The following is a 20669-nucleotide window of genomic DNA, read 5'->3' on the forward strand; positions in this document are numbered from 1 at the left end:
TCCATTATGTAGCGTCTCCAACTCCCATTCAAAAGAAGAATAGACTCTACTAAGCCTCCCTATAGCTCTATAAGAAAACCAAGCAAAAAGAAAAAGATACTATGCCCATGCTTTTCAACCTTTATTAGTAAATAATTTATGTTATTCTAATCTATGAGACATGCCTTGCATTTATGCCTATGACTAGAAATATTATCTAGGGCTCGTTTACAATTCGATCTTTCGTGGTATATTAAAGAAATACATAAAGCGAAATATCAATGAGTGGCGATTTTCTTTCTACTGATTGTTAGGGGAAAGAAATACCGATTGACACGCTGTGATCTCCCACTTACTTAAACTTGTCCAACTCGGGATTCCAATTCTCGGCAAGAGCCCACAACAGCTTTTATATGAGAGAAATAGAAGAAAGGAGAGAATCATATGGATTGGTTAGGACTTGGAGTTACTATCTTGGGGGTTGCTTTCTTAATCCTTGCTATTCTATTAATGAAACCTTTATTCCACTTAGCAGGAGTGCTTCGTAGCCTACAGACAACAACAGATAAATTACCAGAACAAGTAGAAGAAATTACAAACCAAGCTACCGACACGATAAGCACTGGACATGAGACACTTCATGAACTGAATAAACAAGTGAAGGAGCTAACACCTATTTTCCATCTAGTTGGAGATGCTTCAAAAGCTGCTAAGGCTACTTCATCAACAGTAGTCGATGCTATCATGAAAGTACAAGGTTCATCAACAGAAGGAAACGGCTTTACCAAGAAGCATCATTTAGAAGGTATTTACGGCCTTGCTACGTTAACTTATTATGCGATAAAGCAAAGTAAACCACAACAAGCTAGCAACAATTCGAAATAGCATTACCCTTTCTTAGAGAAACTTAGCTATACCGCCAAATCTTTAAAGACAATCATTTACTTAGAACAAATTGATTGTCTTTTTTTGGGTCCTCTAAAACTTGACTTATTGACAAATTTTTTTGGCGAAAAACACCGTCGTTTCGCTTATACTATACATCAAAAAAGACAACTGCCATGAGGTTTTGTTGTACACTCATTCGTTGCCTTTCTTCTCTGTTTATTTGCTTATATATTTCCATATCGCATCAACTGCTGTTCTTGGGTTTTATTATTGTTTTTGTTGCTTACGATTTTTCATCCAAGAATACACCTTCCCAAACGAACTGGATAACCCTTTAGATTGCATTTCATCTGCGGTATTCTTAGACTTTTCATTGACAGATTCTGTAACTTTGACGAGAGAAGCGGAAAATTTGCGCGTCACGTTCCCCACATCTCCCACTACATAAAATAATGGGCTAAGCTGCTTCATCTTATCATTAATATCCTCTAAGGTATGATTACTTTCTTTAATTAATCCGGTTGTTTCTGTTACCATGGCATTCATCTGCTCAGGTACTTGTTCAACTGTTTTTTCCACGCCACGAAGAACACCTGCTAAATTATTTAGTGCATAAGATACAAATATAGCTGCGATAAAAAACGCAATACCGATTAATAAGACACCTATCTCTAATAACATTATTATCCCTCTTTTCTAGTTTGATCGTCAGACTCTCTCGTCATATATTCTTCTTTCCATTGCTTATATAAATAAGCAGCTACAGCTGTCCAACGTATCCCTTCCACATAAGGTTCAATATCTTCTTCTAACCGGTCTTTCTTCCATATTGGTTTTGTTTTTTGCACGGTTTGGTTCATATTTTGGACGGAACGCCCGACATTATCAGCCGTCGCAAATAATGAATCTGTCGCTTGCAATTTTTCCCCTATGTCATCCACCGTTACATGTGTTTGCTTTAATGTATGATGTAGCTCTGGAATAGTTTGTTGCATATCTGTTTCAACTTGTCCCAATGTACTCCCGGTCGTCTTTAATAACTTCGTAAAACGATGTAACACAATAACAATAAAAACGACTGTCAATGCAAATGCCACAGCTATCATTAATAATGTAAAATATAACACGTCTAACACGCACGAATCCCCCTTTCTTATAATGGATTATACCACTAGCAATATAGATTGAAACACAATATGTTTTTATGCTGTCAACAATCGAAGAACCTGGCTTGTCCCTATTTGTTCATGTCGTAGTTTCCCTTTATTAAAGAATTACTTTCTTATCCTGTTAAAAAGCTAGATTAGTTAGCGCTGATAAAGGGTATTGACAAATAAAGGAGAGCTTGTACCAGAAATACTTGGCTGATCGCTAAGTTTAGCGAAAGTTAACAGTTTTTCTTATACTATAAAGTAAAAAATCATATACTTTCCTATAGTGCAATAAACAACAACCTGGAGGAAAAGTAAATGTCTACGATTAAAAAATATAGTCAATTATTTCTAGAAAAATTTCAAACGGATCAAGTCCCATTATTAGCAGCAGCATTAGCCTATTATTTTCTTTTATCCATTGTTCCCCTTTTTTTAATAGGTTTTACGTTGATTCCCTACTTTCCAATTAGTGCCGAAGAAGCTGTTTCATTTACAAACCAATTGCTACCGAATGAACTTGCCATACTATTAGAAGAAAACATTGTAAGTATTGTCGAAGTACCAAGGGGCGGCCTGCTAACACTAGGGATCATCGGTGCCTTATGGTCCTCATCTGCTGCGATGAATGCTTTTATTAAAGCGACCAATGCAGCTTACGAAGTTGAAGAAACACGGAATATGCTCATTGTTCGCCTTACCGCTCTAATTTTGACGCTAAATATGATTTTCGCTTTTATTATCGCCATTACGCTGCCATTATTTGGTGATCTTATTCTACAATTTATTACCTCTTTTGTCGGACTAACTTCTGCCATGAGTTTATTATTTCAAGTTTTACGGTGGCTATTGAGCATAACTGTTTTAACAGGTTTTTTGCTTCTTTTATACCGTTTTGCTCCGAATAAGCGCCTCCCTTTGAAACATATTCTACCTGGAGCAATAACAGCTAGTGTTCTTTGGCAACTGATATCATTCGGATTCTCTTTCTATATTAGCAATTTTAGTAACTACTCTGCAACTTATGGTAGTCTTGGTGGTATTATTATTTTACTCATCTGGTTTTACTTAACAGGCATGATCTTTTTGAGTGGTGCCATTATTAACGTTCTATATAACGACAAACGATCTAAAGGGGTGGAAAACGAACAGCAAGTATCCTAAGACAAGACTTTCCATAACCATATGAAAACTTTAAATAGCAAGAGCTAGTCTTTTGTTCATGCTAACTAGCTCTATCTATTTATAATCCCCGATATGAAAAATTCCAACCAATTCGTACCTTTGGGCGAAACGGTAGGCTTAAGACCAGCCCCCCATTTTAAAGGCGTTATAAACGATGCATTTGAACGAAATGGTTTTCCTGGTTGCAGAGCGACTTTATCTCCTACCTGTAAATCAGAGATTATTTCCACACGGGAGTCTTCTTTTAATCCAGTACTTATTTTTTGACGTAATAGAGTGCCCATTTCTGTCATTTTCCACACGTGTTGTTGAAAAATGGCATCTTCCATCAATACAGTGGCTCCTTCTGAAGTCTCCGTTATAATATCTATATCCACATGGTACCCTGGTAATAAATTTTGTTCTGTATGACGTTGAAGGGATAAATTGCCTTCTGATTGCCCATCTTCCCGCTCGTCATCATTTTCTACCGCTTCCCCTTGTTCCTCATTGAATTCGTTTAGTTTAATGATAATCGGATAAAGGCTGGATGTTGTTGCAGTAGCTTTTTCCTTGGGCATCTCTCCCACCTTAGTGACGGTTCCCGTTAGAGATTCTTTTAACTCTGTTACCTCTAGGTTTGCAAAAAGATCTGTTTTCACATCTACTCTTTCTGATTCCGTCAATTCGCCTTCTACATGAAGCTCTGTACTAGAAACTGTAATAATGGGATCTGTTAGTTGTTTTGAAAGTTGCGTTATGGTCCCTTCATACGGACTATCGACGGTAATAGTGTCCCCAGTTTCTTGCAGTTCTGTTATTTGACTATCCACACTTTTTAAAGCGATTTGCTTCTCGGCTACTTCTGTTTCTTTTTCCAATAAAAATTGTTGCTTCATTAATCTAGCTTGAACAGGGTCTTGCGGAATGGTAATTGTCAACTCTTCTTCCGTCCATTCTAATCCCGCACTCTCAGTATTTATATCCGGTATTTGCAACGAGGACATTTGCGAGATGACTTTTTCAATAGATGCTATTTCTTCTTCTAACTGCATTTTTTTCTCGAGCAACTCCGCCATCACCGCTTGATAATGGCCAACTTTATAAGTGAATAGCGCATCACCAGCCTTCACCACATCTCCTTCTTTTACTTTAAAAGCCTCGAAACTTCCTGTCGTCGAATCAAAATAAATGGGCTTTTCCTCGGCAGATGTTAATACTCCTGTAGTATGTAGCTTTTTTTCCAAATCAGCTTGAGAAGCATCTGCCCACTCTGAAACATACGCTATACGATCTACCTTCTCCTCATCATCTGTATAAACTAATAAAACATTCGCACCGATGAACAAAGTTGCACCAATTAATTGTAATCGCTTTCTTAACGTTGACATTAATGAAACCACCTATTTAGTAAGTATTGGTCAGCAAATACGAGCACAGAAGCCATCGACCAGAAAAACACATGCAAGCCAATCACCATAAACCATAACCAAAGCTTTCTCATGTCAGTGAAAAACCGTAAATATTTTACTTGAAAGCCGATTATCCAAACTTGGAATAACGAAATCATTCCAAAAAAATAAATCAAATACTCCTGTTCGGTAATATAAGAAGCAATAATACCTAACGACAATGGGGAAAGATACCAATCTAATCCATTCCAAACAGCAAGTGGAATCCATGTTAATCGTTCTATTAGCATGGCAACTAAAACGACTTGCTGCATAATCACTATTTTACGATAAGGTATTCCTGTAACTGCATAATAAAGTAAGGATGGTACAAATAAAATAAATCCAGCAAGTAAAGCAGCATATCCCATTCTTCCAACCATAAACCAAAACTTCTGTTGCTCATATTCCAACGGCGTCACTTTTAGCATATTTGCTGAAAGGATATCCGTTCCCAAGCCTAAATATGCCATGAATCCATATATAAGAACGCTACAAAAAAATAATAGGAAAAGACCACGCCAGAAGTTTCGAATTCTTTCCGCATGTTTAATATGCTCGAAGTGATCTTCCATCGAAAAGAAAAATTTAAACACATTGTTCTGATAAGACATTTTCCACAACCCTTCTTTTAGAAAAACGTGGCTTTTCGCCAAATTTATTAAGTGATAGTTTTCTTATACTATAAACCAAAAATTTTTTATACTTTCTTTTCTATAGTGTTAGGAAAATTTAGCTTATCCTTTGTTGAAAGCTTCTTTTTAAGCTATAAAGCTACATATTATGCTTATTTTTTTAACAAAATTCGCGCATTAAATGTAGAAATATTGCTTCAATTTTAACGCACAATGTGATAAAAATCTATTACTTTTGTTAATTTTTGGCTATGTGCCTATAGAAAATTAGTTTATTTTTTAAAATTACTTGATTGATTGACAATTCTTCTGACAATAAACTGGTCTAAAAAACAAGAGTTGCCTCAAAACTTACTAGAGAACAACTCCCATTTTAAAGAGGAAGTTATCAATTTGGACTACATGAAGCCTCTCTATAGTAAGGCTTGGTGAAACGATCTAGTGAAATTTTGGCGATAGAGCACATTTCATTCCATACTTTTAAAGTGCTTTTAACAACAGCTTCTTCATAAGTGGCGCAAAATGTTCTGGAAGCTCAGCTACATTGGGAACAAGGATCCTTTCTCTCCCATAAATATTTTGCATAAAGTGATCCTCTAGTTCACCGATTTCTCCATTAGCAAGAAATGTTCCAATTACTTCAATTCCTTGCTTCCTAGCCTCCATGACCGCTAAATTTGTATCAACAATGCCATTTTGATTATAGTTCGCAGCAGCTGGCTCCCCATCTGAAAAGACAAGTAAAAACTTATTCTTTTCCCGTCTTACTGCGAGTTCCTCTGTCGCTACACGAATGCTAAAACCATCACGATTATCCTCTTGCGGTTCAAGCTGCATAATTTTAGGACCATTACGTTCATAAAATGAATCAGTAAAAGCATGAATAACATGGAAATAGTTTGGCTGATAATGCTCTTTAACTTCCATTGCATCTTCCCAGAAGCCAATAATAGAATGAGGAATTTGAAAAGCTTTTAATACCTCATGAAACAGCGTAACTCCTCGCTTCGTTTCCTCCATTTTCCCTTGCATCGATGCTGAACAATCAATTAGCAACGTAAAAGCAGCATCAAATTCCTTCGATTTCTCATTCTTTTTGTAGAAAATGAGTGGCCTTTCATCAAGCACAATTGGTAACAGCTTTCTCGATAAGCGGCCAGCCATTATATTCGTCCTCGGTGCATTTTGTTTATGTTCGATGGTCTTTTTTAATATATTCTCTAATTTTCGCTTATACGGCTCCACATCTTTTACATACGCTTCATAAAGCGCCACTTCCGATTTAGTTGGAGCACCCGCTTGTTTTAAAAGCTTAACCGCATCCTTATTCTCTTCCCCATAGACATTTTCTGCACGTTGGCCTTGTTTATTTTCTTGTTTATCTAGTGATTCTAGGTCGGAATAATCCTTATTTTTTGTTTGCCCAGCAGCACCTTGTATTGTCCCCATTGCTTGATCGCCATCTTCGGTCTCACGCGCACCATTCCCTTTCATATTCGTTTTTGTCCCGACTTCTAACTCAAACTGCAGAAAGGTTTGTTTACGATCGCTGTTTTCATTTTCCCTATGCCATGTCGAAAAAGTTTCGTCAATATATTCATTTTTGTCTTCGTCCAATTCCTCCTTATCGTCATTTTCCAGTGGGTCCGTTCGCGTTAATTCATCAAATAACGTATTTTTTGCAAATGTATGAACATGGCGAATGGGGAGGACAAAATAATCATGAATCATGTCGTAATGACTGGTTTCTGATATTACATGTAGCATTTGCTCACATATGCGAGCAATATCAGACGTGCTTTTTGCTTCAAACACTTCGTATAAATTGGCGGCTAGCCTTTTAAGTTGATCCAGTTGCTCTTCGCTTGCCATTGGGAAACTCGGCTCAGCAACGTCTGATTGCAGGCGTAAGTAGATTAGACAAAATAATTCATCAAGCGCAAGCCCTCTCGTTACATGGGCTGCTCGATCTTTGTCAAATTGATGTTTTAAATACACTTTTCTTTGTAAAAATACATTTTTCGTACCAGGGCGTTCCTGTTTAATCTGCTCCTCCAGCCGAATATCTTCTAATAAAGCAAATAAGTTCCTGCCGAATTTAGGTAACGAAAAGCGATTTAAAGCTTCCACGTATTGTTGCACAGCACGTACATCCGTGTAGGATAGCGTTCCAATTGTTCGTAAATATACGTCTGTTTTCAAACCAGCTACTCGGTATTCAAATTTTGCTTTATCCCACATTCTGCTTGCTGTTACTTCCCGATCAACGATATCAATATAAGAACCAAAACGATACGTGAATGTAAGGTCAGAAACTCCAGATAGAACCGTAGACAAATCCTGTAACTGTCGAAATAATTGGGTGTCTACGATGTTATGATGAAATCGATACATCCTCCATACTCCTAACTAAATAATGTTTCTGCGAGGCTCATAATAAATTCTCGTTCGCGATCTTCCTCTAATTTATCAGCAATTGCCCGTTGAATCGCACGTTTAGCAGGTATATGCTTACTTAAATCACATGCATCTAATAAAGCTCGAATAGAAGCTGCATCCTCACTAATTTTACCTTGAGCTACTGCTTCAATCAGATCGCTCGATAGTTTTACAAATAAATCCACCAGCTTTTCATCTTCCAACTTGGTATTTTGCGCTATTAACTGTTTTAATTGTCCACCTTGAATATAAGGAATTTCAATCACGATAAATCTATTTTTTAGCGCCTCGTTTAAAGGCACCGTTCCTACATAGCCTTCATTTATTGCAGCAATGACATTAAACCCTTTACTCGCAGTTACAATTTCATTTGTAAAAGGGTTTGTAATCGAACGTCGATAATCTAATACGCCATTTATAATAGGAAGTGTCTCTGGCTTGGCCATATTAATTTCATCTATATACAAAAAGGTTCCGTGCTCCATCGCATTTATCACAGGACCTGGGATAAATTCAATCACTTGCTTTTCATCCTCATAAGTAAGTGTTTTAAACCCTAGTAAGCTCTCAGCATCTATATCTACAGAAGAGTTAATGCTAAACATCGGCTGCTGAAATAAAAAAGATAGCGTTTCAGCAAACTTTGTTTTCCCAGCCCCTGTAGGACCTTTTAATAAAATGTTTTTCCCTAGTAAAAGTGCTGTAACGGCATCAATAATGATCTCCTTATTAGGAGCCATATAGCCACCTTCACGAATTAATTCTGTATAAGCAGTCGTATTCCTTGCAAAATTTTGCAATTGCTCTTTTATATTTGCTGGTAATTCCTCTTTCATTTCCATAAAGTATACATGCCCCTTTCAAAATCATTGTACCCTGTTTGAACCTTTGACAAAAGTTAGCTGTTTCACATCGCCTGTTTCAACCCTACTTCTTATTATTAAAAAGAGAATACACGGTGTTTTTCACGTGAAACATTTAACATACTCAACTAAGAAGTTTGAAAGGTGCTTTTACCCATTCAAAGCGCACAACTTCAATGCGAATCTGCCGTGAATAACTTAGATAACACAGACGATTTTATATCGACGAAAAAACCCCTAGCAATGCACATCTTTGGCTTAGCAGAATAGGATAAAGTATAACCATCACACCTAAAAAGCTTTCGTATAAAGTTAAATCTTCAAACAGTGGGGGCTTTCTTTTATCTCACACAGATTCTAAAGTACCACAAGTTGTGCCTAAAAGCCTCTGAACAAATCGAGGATTTAAGTACTATTATCTCCCACACGTAGACTTGTTCAGCTCACATCATCCAATTCTTAAATTTGGAGGCTTACAGCACATTATATCCGAGATAAAAGTTGGCTTGTCACAAGTTTTTATGCGAAAGCTACCGTTTTTCTATAAAGCCTAAAATTTTATACTTTCTTATCTTTTAAAATAGAGCAAAGCACAATCAAAATGATTGTGCTCCTCACCCTTAATTATTCTTGTTCTGCGACTTTCACCAATTGCTTGCCAATGTTCTCACCTGTAAACAAGCCGATGAAAGCATCAGGGATCGACTCGAATCCTTCGCGAATTGTCTCCTGGTATTTTAATTCTCCACTCGCTATCGCTTTGCCTAATTCCTCATATGCTTCCTTAAAATGTTCTGTATAGTCACCGACTAAAAAGCCTTGCATTTTTGCTCTAGCTTTGATTAAATACGTCTGTACTCGTACACCAATGTCCCTTTCGCCCTCTTTCAAGTTATACGACGAAATAGCACCACAAACAGGTATACGAGCAAATGCATTCAGTAACGGCCATACCGCATCGCCTATTTCTCCACCTACATTTTCAAAATAAACATCGATACCATTTGGACAAGCTTGCTTCAATTGTTCATGCACATCGCCAAGCTTGTATTGGATTGCAAGGTCATAGCCCAGTGTTTCCGTAATATACGCTGCTTTTTCCTCAGAACCAACAATTCCTATTACACGTGCACCAGCTTTTTTAGCAAGTTGACCTGCTATTTGTCCAACAGCTCCTGCCGCTCCAGAAATAACTACCGTTTCTCCTTGTTTTGGCTCACCAATATGCATCATCCCGAAATACGCCGTCAATCCTGGCATTCCTAAAGGGCCAAGAGCAACACTAGGACGTAAACCAAATGTATTTACCTTACGTACTTGATCCGCATTCACTATATGATATTCTTGAAAATCTAGCATTCCCGTAACAATATCTCCTTGCTGGAATTGATCACTTTCTGAAGTAATCACTTGCCCGACAACTCCACCATTAAGAGGCTCGCCAATTTGAAATGGGGCAATATAGGATGGACCATCTGCCATTCTGCCACGCATATACGGGTCAACAGAAATATAAAGCGTTTTTAATAGTAATTGATCCTGCTTTGGACTCCCCACCTCCACTTCTTTCATGGCAAACGTGCTTGCATTTGGTAGCCCATTAGGTCGTTCATTAAAAATGAGTTGTTGTTGTTTCATTATTCTCCTCCTCAAAATAAAAGATTTATAGTAAACTCTTTTCATATCTAAGCAATAAAGATAATGGTATTAACTTAAAATCACCCTGTTAAAACATTACCCATTTTGATCTATGCTAACACGACGATTTCATTTCTACTACTAATATGAATGGATATTCATCATGCTATTTAATTTTAAGCTTCATATAATACCGCAAATACTTCCGATCGAAAGCGATCGTTCATATAGCTCATTCTTGAAACCGCGCGTTTGGACACTGCTCTTTTTGGTCTCTCAGGGATACTTTCACACTCACAAAAATCGTATATGAAATTTCAATAGCATCTCTTGATGACAATAAGCGATAACCAGAAAAAATAGTTGAAGTAGCGGAGACCTTCGTAATGCTTTCATATGCAATTCGACTTCTAAACGGTCCACCTTTGACAGATAGATAGTCTTGATAAAAGACGTATTTGATGGAAAGTACACACCAAAGAAAAAAACTTGTCACAACAAGGAATACGGATGTCAATAGCATAACTACTGGCAGCTCGGTTCCTCCTTCGAGAAATAGCGGAAAAAAGATACTATAGCAAAAATAATGACCACAATAAAAATGAATTTTAGAAAAACTTGGCTTGCCCGCCAAATCCCTTAGCGGAAGCCTTAGTTTTTCTTATACTATAATCCTTAAAATTTTATACTTTCCTATAGTGTAAAAAAAGAATGCATCTAATTTGGAACGAAAAACCATGTACACTTCACCTCCCTTATATTGCGTTTTTATCAACTTGTTTTAAACCCACGCGACATTTTCACACCAGCTTTGGAACATGATTCAAAGTTGTCTTGGCTGATTTCTTACAGTTAAATAATACGCTTTTAATTTATAAAAAAATTAAAACAATACCTTTGCATAGATTACGTTTCCAGTAGGTAAAAAGTTTCTTTTTCCTCTTTTCTAAAATTTTAAAATAGATGAGTAGTCGAATACTACTATTATCTTTTTCAACACATTTCACCCGCTAATAGCTAGCGATTCAACTTCTTTGTAAATTAGCATGCTAAATAATTCATTCTTTAAAGTTTTGATGTGGAACCGATGAAAGGTGCTATATACATTTAAAACAATTAGTGTATTAAAAATTAGTATCTATGTACAAAATATAGCGTGCAGAAAAGTAAAGAAATATCGTAAAAGGTAATTAAAAGGGAATGTTTGAAGAAAAGGTGATTTCCTCCAAACATTCCCTTGATCGTTTGTACTATAAGTAGCTTAATCTTGGCCGTATGTTCTTAATTGTCCATACGTACCAAATTTATCAACAACTTCAGCTAACTGTTCATGATTTAACAGAACTGGTTTCCCAATACTCCGCGCCCGATAGTACAGTTTCGCAATAAACTCGATGTCCTTCGCAACGGAAAAAGACGCTGGTAAATCCTCGCCAACTGCAATCACACCATGGTTACCAAGCAACAGTCCTTTATCATTGCCAATCGTTTGAAAAACTTCTTCCGCTAGCTCATACGTACCGAACGTTTTATATTCACAGCAGCGAACTTTATTGCCAACCGAACCAATAATATAATGGAGAGGCAAGATTTCTTCATGCAAGCATGCAAAAACAGTTGCATATTCCGAATGTGTATGCACAACGGAATTCACATGCTCTGTACGTTGATAAAAAATACGGTGCATATCATACTCGCTGGAAGGCTTACGATCTCCCTCCAGTACATCTCCATCGAGATTCAATAATACAATATCTTCTTCCTTTATATCTGGATAAGGAATACCACTTGGTGAAATAAGCATCACTTGATCTTCTCTTATAAAGATACTTATATTACCGCCAGTACCTGTCGTTAAGTTCTCTTCTAATAATTTCTTGCCATAATCTACAATCTGTTTCCGTTCTTCAGCATATTTCATGTCTATTATCCTCACTCTTTAAATTTTTCTCACGTGACCACAAACAATTAGATTTTAGAAAGTAAAAAGCTTGTGATCTCGGTCACCAATCCTTTCCAAAAATAATCATGGTAAAAGATATGACACATTACATCCATAAGAATTAATAAAACCGGACTTGCTCCTCTTTGAAGTATGCATCCAAATCATTAGGAGCGTAAACGCCTTTATCTGTCACAATTCCGCTGATACGAGATGGGCTTGTGATATCAAAAGATGGGTAGATAGCTTGAACTCCAGCTAAGGTATTAGGAATTCCTCGATATTCTAATACTTGCTTCGGATCACGTTCTTCAATTACAATATCCGCTTTTGTTTGCTTATCGGTATCTGGAATCCCTGTCACATAATAAGGAACTTCATAATGCTGTCCGACGATAGCGATTTGATTGGTACCAATTTTATTCGCTATATGTCCATCCCTAGCAATGGAATCCGCAGCAGACGTAAACACATCAATCTGTTTGTATTCCATAGCATAAGCTACCATATTATCCGTAATTACTGTTGTTGGAAAGCCCAAATCAATGGCACAGCTAGACGTTAAACGAGCACCTTGCAAATATGGTCGAGTCTCCGCGCAAAAAATTTCTAAATCTTTATTTTCTGCTTTAGCAGCACGTAGGAAAGTTCCCACTATTGTCTCCCCAAAACACTGCGTCAGAATCTTTCCATTATGTGGCATTAATTTAATTAAGTGCTTGCCTACTTTATCCATAATGGAATAACGACGATTTAAAGAATCTACCGTGGAGAGAAAAATCGCTTCAACAGGATCTTCCCCCTTTGCTAGCGCAGCTTTCCCTACTTCTAAACAACTGCTCGTAATTTTCCCCATCCGATTTGCCGTAGTTGGGCGAGCATAAGCAATCGTATGAGCGGCTTTTTCCAAGTACGCTACTTGCTCCGCTTCTTTTTTACCGCGTATTTCATACGCAGCTAATGCCATACCCATTCCAGCCGCTGTATAGGGACCAGCACTTTGTGTGACCATATCTGTAATAGCTTGGGCAACCTCTTGATGTGTCGTACATTCAACAAATCGAACCTCTGTCGGATAAATTCTCCGATCCAATATGCGCACTTTGCCATTCTCATACCAAGCTACATTTTCATAAGTTAATAAAAACGGTAAATCATAATCCGCTCGTTGCATCTTTAACATCCTCCTTATGCAGTCGTTAAGCCATTATTTGGTGACATCGACGAACTAGCTCTTCCCCTGTTGTGATCTCATTTCGTTGCATAATTAACTCCATTCCCATTTTAAGTAACGCACGTTCCATAGCAATACGTTCTTCACCTAGTGGCGCCTCGGATACTTCTTTTACTTTGGAATCACCGATAACACGACGTATGATTTCCGTTCCTGCATACCCTAAAGAATCAGCCATTACTTCACTTAGATAAGTCGTTTTAAAAGATGTATTCTTATAAAGCGGAAGCGTCACGCTTTCGTCATAAACAGTTGCCATTTTTTCCTTCACTTTATCATACACATCACAAATTGTGTTTGCTAACCATACTTGAAATTTTCCGTCTCCATTGTAATAGTGAGCTCTTGCCAATGGAAAGAATAAATTACCGATAACATTTCCAATATCGTAGCCCATCGGACCATAGAAAGCGAACTCTGGATCAATGACTTTAACCCCTGCTTGATTAATAAAAATGGAGCCTGAATGCAAATCTCCATGCACTAATGCTTGGGCTTGATTCATATACTTATTACGTAATGCGGCAACATGACCAATTAGCACATCATTTTGATAAATATGATCTTTTACGAACTGTTCATTCGCTTCAATAATAATATTTTGGTCTTTATAGTTATAATAAGGCTCCGTAAAGACAAGGTCTTCACTAATATCACACATATCTATATTGGTGAAGTTTTTAACAAGCTCTTTTTTCTCATGACGATCCCAACATAAATCCGTAGTAGGTAAAAGTACATTTGCTAAAAATGTACTGATGTCTTCGGCAAAGTTTGGGAAAATTTGTTCATTCATTAATTCATAGCGCAGATTTTTATAAGCAGAAATATCTTCCATTGTTAATGTGCTCATCGCTTCATTATAATTGTAAATTTCCGGAATAAATGCTGGTACAAGCTCATATTGTATTTTTAATATATCAGCTTCAATCTTATTCCTTGAAATATCAAGCGGACGACCAGATGATCGAAGTAGCACATCCGCCTGCTTCACAACGACACTCTTCCCTGATTTATTATCGACAACCTTAAACACATAATTGATATTACCATCACCAATTTCACTTACCTTCAGCTCTGCATCCATTGGAAATAGCTTTAATTCATCCGTCACAAACTGTTTCACGTCTTCATGCGCCATTAAAAAATGCTGTGTGAATTTGGACATCATACTTTCCTCCTGTAATTTAATTAAATCTGTAAGGACTTAACGTTTTCTTAAAAGATATTTATATTCAAGCTCTTTGCATGTTATTTTTTCTAACAAATGTTACTATTAGTATATAAGTTGTTCTTTTATAACTGAATATAAAAGGTTTCACGGAGAATACCGATCTTACCTTCCGCGTGTAAAATATTCAAGGTACAAAAGAATATTCATTTTTTGCTATCGTTCACGAGGAACTTCCCAAAACTGATGATAGACAAGTTGGGCAACTGTCTTCTAGAAGAAGCTCCTACGTATATCGATTGTTATATAATTCACATGATTAGTTAACCTTTACATCTTTCCCTTTTGGAAAGCCAATAGCAATAGATAGTAAACCGATCACTATCATTAGAATGGAGTACCAGTTATAAGGCATGATACTAACAGGTGATACTCCTGCCATGCCGCCAATTACTAATAATTGTCCTGCATATGGTAATAAACCATTGAATGCGGCAGAAAATATATCTAGTAAACTTGCCGTACGCGAACGAGAAATACCGAATTCATCGGAAATATCTTTCGCTAGCGGTCCTGCAGCGATGATGGAAATCGTATTATTGGTAGTTGAAATATCCATTAAACTAACAAGGGCTGCAATGGAAAGTTCCCCACCTCGTGCTGTTTTCGTCTTTCTAGTAAGCGTATGAAGTAGCCAATCAATTCCTCCAAGATATTTCATTAATGCAACAAGCCCACCGACTAAAATAGCAATAATAGCCATATCTTCCATGCCTCTCATACCATCATGGGCAATCTTCATAAACTCAATAATTGTAAAATCTCCATGGAATAAACCAATAAACATACCTGCAAATATCCCTGTAACCATTACTGTAATAACTTGAACACCAACTAATGACAAAACGATAACTAACACATATGGAATGATATTTATTATGTTGTAGTCATAAGATCCAGAGATAGAAACCGTATTAATCGGAACAAAAGCCAATAAGATCATATTAATAACTACTGCTGGTAAAACCATTAAAATATTTGCTCTAAATTTATCTTTCATAGATATTTCTTGTGTACGCGTTGCTGCAATGGTTGTGTCAGATATAAACGATAAATTATCACCAAACATAGCCGCACCAACAACAACACCACATACTAATGCTACATTACATCCTGTTTTATCAGCAATATCAATAGCTAATGGTGCCAAAGCCGCAACCGTCCCCATAGACGTTCCCATAGAGAAACTAAGTACACAACCAATAATAAACAAGCCTGGCAAAATTAAATTGGATGGTAGAACACTAAGACCTAAATTTGTTACGGAATCAACAGCATGCATTCCACTAGCTACACCATGAAATGCTCCTGCTAAAATAAAGATAACAACCATTAAGATCAATGTGTGGTCGCCACCACCTTTACAAAACATCGTCACTCGCTCTTCAAACTTTGTCGGATTGTCTTTATTCGACATCATTAATGCAACGCCTGAAGCAATTAATATACCAATCATCAATGGCATGTTTTCAAAGCTACCTGACACTAAACCTGTTAACATATATAAAGCCAAAAAGATAATTAACGGGACAAGCCCCATAAATCTCCCTTTATTGGAAGTTTTGTTTTTTTCTTCTGTTTTCTGCATTAGGATTTTTCTCCTTTTCTCTATGATAGTTAGAAAACAAAAACCCCCCCAAATCCTTACTCCTTTCTACTATATTCTTTATATGAAACTTTATGTATACGCTCCCAACGACTTAATAGTAATTGAGTTAAAACAGAATGTCAATACATTTCAAAGAAAATCACAATTATTTTGTTTTGATATTTTGGCTTTTGTTTGCAAAAAGTTTGCAATTACGTTCTGAAACATTTACTTTTCGGTTTTTTTATGATAAAGTGCAAGTAGCAAATCGTAAAGGAAAGATTGTTTTGATGAAATATGATCGATTACAAGAAATTTTAAAACAACTCAATAATACCGGCAGTGTAAAAGTGACGGATTTGAGCAAAATGTTAAATGTAACAGAAGAAACAATCCGCAAAGATTTAGCAACCTTAGAGAAGGAAAAGAAGTTAAAACGCGTGCGTGGTGGTGCTTATCAGCCCAAAACACTTGATAAAGAAGTGCCTGTTTTATTAAGAGAAACGATGTTAAAAGAAGAAAAGCAAAATATGGCTGGTAAATGCTTGCAATTCATTGAAGACGGAGAGTCTGTCGCTTTAGACAGCTCCACAACATCATTATCTATAGCAACACTTTTAAGTATGACAACATTAAAAATTACTGTTATATCTAATTCATTAGATATTGCCAACGTCTTAAAGGATCACAAGTCTATTAAACTAATTATTATTGGTGGTAACTTTAGGAATGTAACACATTCCTTTATTGGTGTAAATGCCCAAAATGTAATATCCCGATACTTAATTGATAAAGCGTTTATTAGTAGCTCTGGCATAAGCTTGCATATTGGTCCAACCGATTACAGCGAAGAAGAATCGCTGATTAGAAAACAATTCTTACAACAATCAGAGAAAAATTATTTGGTAGTGGACCATACAAAATTTGATTTTCGCACAATCCATTTAATTGATGACTTTTCGCACATCTCTACCATTATTACAGACCAAAAGCCATCGCCAGAGTGGATGCATTTCTTTCAAAATAATAATATACAGTTGATTTATTAATTTGATTGATTCCTTTATGAATATACGTTTCCCAACAAAACATATATTTTAAAAGGAGTTTAAGATAAATCATGCAAAATTTTAACTACTATAACCCAGCAAACATTTACTTCGGGAAAGGCGAAGAACGTCGTATTGGTGAGCTTATTGACACAGAAAGTCATTCTAAACGTGTTCTTGTACTCTATAGTGGCGACTATATTTTTGATTTAGGTATTTATGATACCATTGAAACAAAGCTTCATGCCAAAAATATAAAGATTTTCAAAAATGGAGATGTGGTTCCTAATCCTGAAATTAGCTTAATCCGCAAGTTGGTGACAATTGTAAAAGAGCAGGAAATTGATTTCATTTTAGCTGTCGGTGGCGGTAGCGTGATTGACACAGCAAAAGCTGTAGCCTTTGGTGCATTATACGACGGGGATGCCTGGGATTTCTTTATTGGTAAGGCTGAAGTAAAGCAAGCACTACCAATTGGCGTGATTTCTACTGTTGCCTCTTCTGGTTCAGAAATGTCGAATGCTACCATTGTTTCTAACGCAGAACACAAATTAGGTGTGGAAACAAACCTGATTATTCCCGCATTTTCGATTCTCAACCCAGAATTCACAGTAAAACTGCCAAGCTATCACACTGGCGTAGGTGTATCCGATATTTTAACACATCTTTTAGAACGTTACTTTACTAAAATAGAGCATGTACAATTAACTGATTTTCTTCTTGAAGGTGCAGTACAATCACTTTTAATTAGCGGGCAACAATTGATGGAACAACTAGAAGATTATGACTTAAGAGCAGAAGTCATGTGGACTGCCGTCATGGCGCATAACAATAGCTTAGAATTAGGACGTGAACCAGACTGGGCCTCACATCGTATGGAGCATGAGCTTAGCGGGCAATATGGCATCGTTCATGGAGAAGGAATGGCCATCGTATTTCCTGCTTGGATGGAATATGTAAGTCAGTTCCACCCAGATATTTTTGTTAAGTACGGCGTTCGCGTATTTAACATTGATCCGTTTGCTCACTCGAAGGAAGAAATCATTCAATTAAGTATCGAAAAGACACGTGATTTCTTCACCCGTATGGGCATGAAGTCACGCTTGAGTGAATTGGAAATTGACGATACACATTTTGAAGAAATGGCAAATCGTGCAACGAAAAATAACACCCAAGCCATTGGACACCTTAAGAAATTAAATGCTACAGATATGGTGGAAATATTGAAATTAGCTTTGTAATAATTACTTGTATAGAACCAATAAAAATCCCCAGAAGTTAGAATTGCTTCATCTAACTCCTGGGGGAACACTCTCCTCTAGTCTATCAAAAACAGCTGTCTTAATAAATCTATATTGACATCCCATTCGAACTTACGTAAATAATCCATCCAATGTGTGCCTGTTATTTCTCCACTAATTACAATGGTTCCTAAGAAAATGCTTAAAATAATAAGAATAACTACATAACATATGATTGTTTCTTTCCACCCTGCTTTTTCTTGTGATGACTTCATTTTCTATTCTCCTTTCATGCTGTCATAATAATTATGAAACATGAAGAGAGAGATAATTGGAGTGGTACTTCATCCATTCCACCATTCGATGCGTATCTGTAGCATATAAACCCTTATCTGGAAAAAAATCCTCTAGGAAATATAATATGACATCTTCCTTAACAAAAGGAGCTTTTGTTAGAAACAGTGCATCCTTTGGCATCGGAACAGTAGGTGAAGTAACTTGTATCGCGTCGTCCTGAGACGCTTGTACAACAGACGTAATCGTTGTATCTTCTGCTATCAAATTAGGCATTTGATTGATTTTCTGTACAGCCTGACTCGATAGTAAACATGCGAATAACAGCAATAAGATGAACGATCGAAATAATCTGTGATGCAACTCACCCACCTCCTCTATTTAACTATACCTAAGTGAAAATAAAGTGCAAGCACTAGATGATCTTATTAATTATGAGTCAACAAATTTTGAAACTATTGTAATAGATTTTGAGTTTGTGTCAGATAATTCAACAGATGCAAATTAAATTAGTTCATTTTTTAAGCAAATGCAATGTTAGAAAAATGAACAACAATGTGAAATAGAGGTGTATCATCAAAAAAGGTGTCCATGTTACCATTATGTCGGATAATAAAAAAATTGGACTTAGTATTTATGAAAATCGTTTAATCCATTATAATAGTGGTTATTACGATGTAATAAATAAACCTATTGATATTGAATGGATTAAGCCCTTTTAATTAGCTACCAAAACCGCATGCTAGCTATTACCGCTTCTTCTAGTTTTATTCCTGCATAAACCTATTTAAGTTCTGTTTTAATTTTTAATAATATTTCTTTCTAAACCATAAGCAAATGAGCTTTATTTTAACAAGCAGAAATCCGTAATGAAAGGAAAAAGCACCCACAGATAGCAGGGCTACTTCTCCATTATTTCTTCGCTTTTTGCGCCCAATATGTTGCCAGTATGGGCCCGGATATGTTATGCCAAAAGCTAAAGATGGCGCTAGGAACTGCTGCAAGCGGACTAAAATGAGCAGCAGCTAATGCCGCACCCAAACCTGAATTTTGCATGCCAACTTCAATAGAAACAGCTTTTTGATCCGTGTTTGTTAGTCTAAATAACTTCGCAATAAAGAAGCCAACTAAATAACCAAACCCATTATGTAATATTACAACTGCAAATATGAGCAAGCCTGATTCGATGATCTTGTCTTTACTACCTGCAACAACAGCAGCAACAATTAAAACAATAGCAACTACAGAGACAAGGGGCATAATATCAACGGTTTTCTTTGCTTGTTCTTTTAAGAAAAGTTGGACAATTAATCCTAAAACAATAGGTAACAAGACAATCTTTACAACCGACATAAACATGCTTGATGCGGATACCTGTAACCACTCTTGCGCTAGAAAATAGATAATGGCAGGTGTTAACAAAGGCGCAAGCAATGTGGATACAGATGTGATAGCAACAGAAAGAGCTGTATTCCCTTTTGCTAAAAATGTCATGACATTAGAGGCTGTACCTCCAGGACAAGCTCCAACTAAAATAACTCCAATGGAAATTTCTGGTGGTAAGTTTAACCCTTTTGCTAAACCATAAGCAATAAGCGGCATGAACAAAAATTGTAAAACAACACCAATAGCTACACTTTTCGGTTGGCGAGCGACTTCCCGAAAATCATGCACCGATAATGTCATCCCCATCCCAAACATGATAATTCCCAACAAAATTGATATGTAATTACCAATCCATAAAAATTGCTCTGGCAACAAGAAAGCTATTACCGCCACCAACAATACCCAAATAGCAAATGTTTTTCCGATAAAGTGACTGAATTTGATAAATGCTTGCATCTTCCTACCTCCTATTCCAAATATTCTACCACAAAGTGAA

The 20669-nt window shown here is 36.6% G+C and carries 19 protein-coding genes; 4 read left to right on the top strand and 15 right to left on the bottom strand.

Annotation, left to right across the window (positions count from 1 at the left end; all coding sequences use genetic code 11):
• The first annotated feature begins 423 nt into the window (after nucleotides 1–423).
• Nucleotides 424–864 carry a DUF948 domain-containing protein gene (locus B2C77_RS19925; RefSeq protein WP_077706618.1) on the top strand — a complete coding sequence of 147 codons (441 nt, stop codon included), beginning with the start codon at nucleotides 424–426 and terminating at the stop codon, nucleotides 862–864.
• A gap of 270 nt (nucleotides 865–1134) precedes the next feature.
• Here B2C77_RS19925 and B2C77_RS19930 read toward each other — a convergent pair whose 3' ends face one another.
• Nucleotides 1135–1548, bottom strand: coding sequence for a DUF948 domain-containing protein (locus B2C77_RS19930; RefSeq protein WP_237342808.1), 414 nt, complete (start codon nucleotides 1546–1548; stop codon nucleotides 1135–1137).
• A gap of 2 nt (nucleotides 1549–1550) precedes the next feature.
• On the bottom strand, nucleotides 1551–2003 hold the full coding sequence (locus B2C77_RS19935; protein WP_077706620.1) for a DUF948 domain-containing protein: 453 nt from the start codon (nucleotides 2001–2003) through the stop codon (nucleotides 1551–1553).
• Nucleotides 2004–2336: 333 nt separating this feature from the next.
• Between B2C77_RS19935 and B2C77_RS19940 the strand changes: the two genes are divergently transcribed.
• The gene (locus tag B2C77_RS19940; protein WP_077706621.1) at nucleotides 2337–3182 is read left to right on the top strand and encodes a YihY/virulence factor BrkB family protein; all 846 of its coding nucleotides are present in this window, start codon (nucleotides 2337–2339) and stop codon (nucleotides 3180–3182) included.
• A 71-nt stretch (nucleotides 3183–3253) separates the two neighbouring features.
• On the opposite strand, the gene B2C77_RS19945 is transcribed toward B2C77_RS19940, so the two are convergent.
• The 10 genes from B2C77_RS19945 to B2C77_RS19990 form a co-directional block, all read right to left on the bottom strand.
• Entirely contained in the window at nucleotides 3254–4573 is a 1320-nt protein-coding gene (locus B2C77_RS19945; protein ID WP_077706622.1) for an efflux RND transporter periplasmic adaptor subunit, read from the bottom strand.
• Nucleotides 4573–5247: a hypothetical protein gene (locus B2C77_RS19950; protein WP_077706623.1), complete on the bottom strand. Its 675-nt coding sequence runs from the start codon at nucleotides 5245–5247 to the stop codon at nucleotides 4573–4575. Before B2C77_RS19950 ends, B2C77_RS19945 begins: the two co-directional genes overlap by 1 nt.
• 501 nt (nucleotides 5248–5748) lie before the next feature.
• Nucleotides 5749–7662: a vWA domain-containing protein gene (locus tag B2C77_RS19955; RefSeq protein WP_077706624.1), complete on the bottom strand. Its 1914-nt coding sequence runs from the start codon at nucleotides 7660–7662 to the stop codon at nucleotides 5749–5751.
• Between the two features lie 11 nt (nucleotides 7663–7673).
• Nucleotides 7674–8549 (bottom strand): AAA family ATPase, encoded by an 876-nt coding sequence (locus tag B2C77_RS19960; RefSeq protein WP_077706625.1) that lies wholly within the window; start codon nucleotides 8547–8549, stop codon nucleotides 7674–7676.
• A gap of 645 nt (nucleotides 8550–9194) precedes the next feature.
• Complete coding sequence (locus tag B2C77_RS19965) at nucleotides 9195–10208, bottom strand: NADP-dependent oxidoreductase (protein WP_077706626.1); 1014 nt, start codon at nucleotides 10206–10208, stop codon at nucleotides 9195–9197.
• A gap of 232 nt (nucleotides 10209–10440) precedes the next feature.
• Nucleotides 10441–10731, bottom strand: a complete 291-nt coding sequence (locus B2C77_RS19970; RefSeq protein WP_077706627.1) for a PH domain-containing protein — start codon at nucleotides 10729–10731, stop codon at nucleotides 10441–10443.
• Nucleotides 10732–11469: 738 nt separating this feature from the next.
• Nucleotides 11470–12129 carry an L-fuculose-phosphate aldolase gene (locus tag B2C77_RS19975; protein ID WP_077706628.1) on the bottom strand — a complete coding sequence of 220 codons (660 nt, stop codon included), beginning with the start codon at nucleotides 12127–12129 and terminating at the stop codon, nucleotides 11470–11472.
• A gap of 142 nt (nucleotides 12130–12271) precedes the next feature.
• Nucleotides 12272–13324: an S-methyl-5-thioribose-1-phosphate isomerase gene (locus tag B2C77_RS19980; protein WP_077706629.1), complete on the bottom strand. Its 1053-nt coding sequence runs from the start codon at nucleotides 13322–13324 to the stop codon at nucleotides 12272–12274.
• A 25-nt stretch (nucleotides 13325–13349) separates the two neighbouring features.
• Complete coding sequence (gene mtnK / locus B2C77_RS19985; protein WP_077706630.1) at nucleotides 13350–14552, bottom strand: S-methyl-5-thioribose kinase; 1203 nt, start codon at nucleotides 14550–14552, stop codon at nucleotides 13350–13352.
• Nucleotides 14553–14874: 322 nt separating this feature from the next.
• Nucleotides 14875–16203, bottom strand: a complete 1329-nt coding sequence (locus B2C77_RS19990) for a Na+/H+ antiporter NhaC family protein (protein WP_077706631.1) — start codon at nucleotides 16201–16203, stop codon at nucleotides 14875–14877.
• A gap of 191 nt (nucleotides 16204–16394) precedes the next feature.
• Between B2C77_RS19990 and B2C77_RS19995 the strand changes: the two genes are divergently transcribed.
• Both B2C77_RS19995 and B2C77_RS20000 read left to right on the top strand, forming a co-directional pair.
• Nucleotides 16395–17252, top strand: coding sequence for a DeoR/GlpR family DNA-binding transcription regulator (locus B2C77_RS19995; protein WP_176087378.1), 858 nt, complete (start codon nucleotides 16395–16397; stop codon nucleotides 17250–17252).
• A 71-nt stretch (nucleotides 17253–17323) separates the two neighbouring features.
• Entirely contained in the window at nucleotides 17324–18493 is a 1170-nt protein-coding gene (locus tag B2C77_RS20000) for an iron-containing alcohol dehydrogenase (RefSeq protein ID WP_077706633.1), read from the top strand.
• Between the two features lie 77 nt (nucleotides 18494–18570).
• Here B2C77_RS20000 and B2C77_RS20005 read toward each other — a convergent pair whose 3' ends face one another.
• From B2C77_RS20005 to B2C77_RS20015, 3 genes are all read right to left on the bottom strand, one after another.
• Entirely contained in the window at nucleotides 18571–18768 is a 198-nt protein-coding gene (locus B2C77_RS20005) for a hypothetical protein (RefSeq protein WP_077706634.1), read from the bottom strand.
• Nucleotides 18769–18799: 31 nt separating this feature from the next.
• Nucleotides 18800–19150 (bottom strand): hypothetical protein, encoded by a 351-nt coding sequence (locus B2C77_RS20010; protein WP_077706635.1) that lies wholly within the window; start codon nucleotides 19148–19150, stop codon nucleotides 18800–18802.
• Between the two features lie 549 nt (nucleotides 19151–19699).
• Entirely contained in the window at nucleotides 19700–20629 is a 930-nt protein-coding gene (locus tag B2C77_RS20015) for a bile acid:sodium symporter family protein (protein ID WP_077706636.1), read from the bottom strand.
• Nucleotides 20630–20669 lie beyond the last annotated feature (40 nt).

Origin of the sequence: Virgibacillus dokdonensis (genome assembly GCF_900166595.1) — a bacterium.
Taxonomy (GTDB): domain Bacteria; phylum Bacillota; class Bacilli; order Bacillales; family Amphibacillaceae; genus Virgibacillus; species Virgibacillus dokdonensis.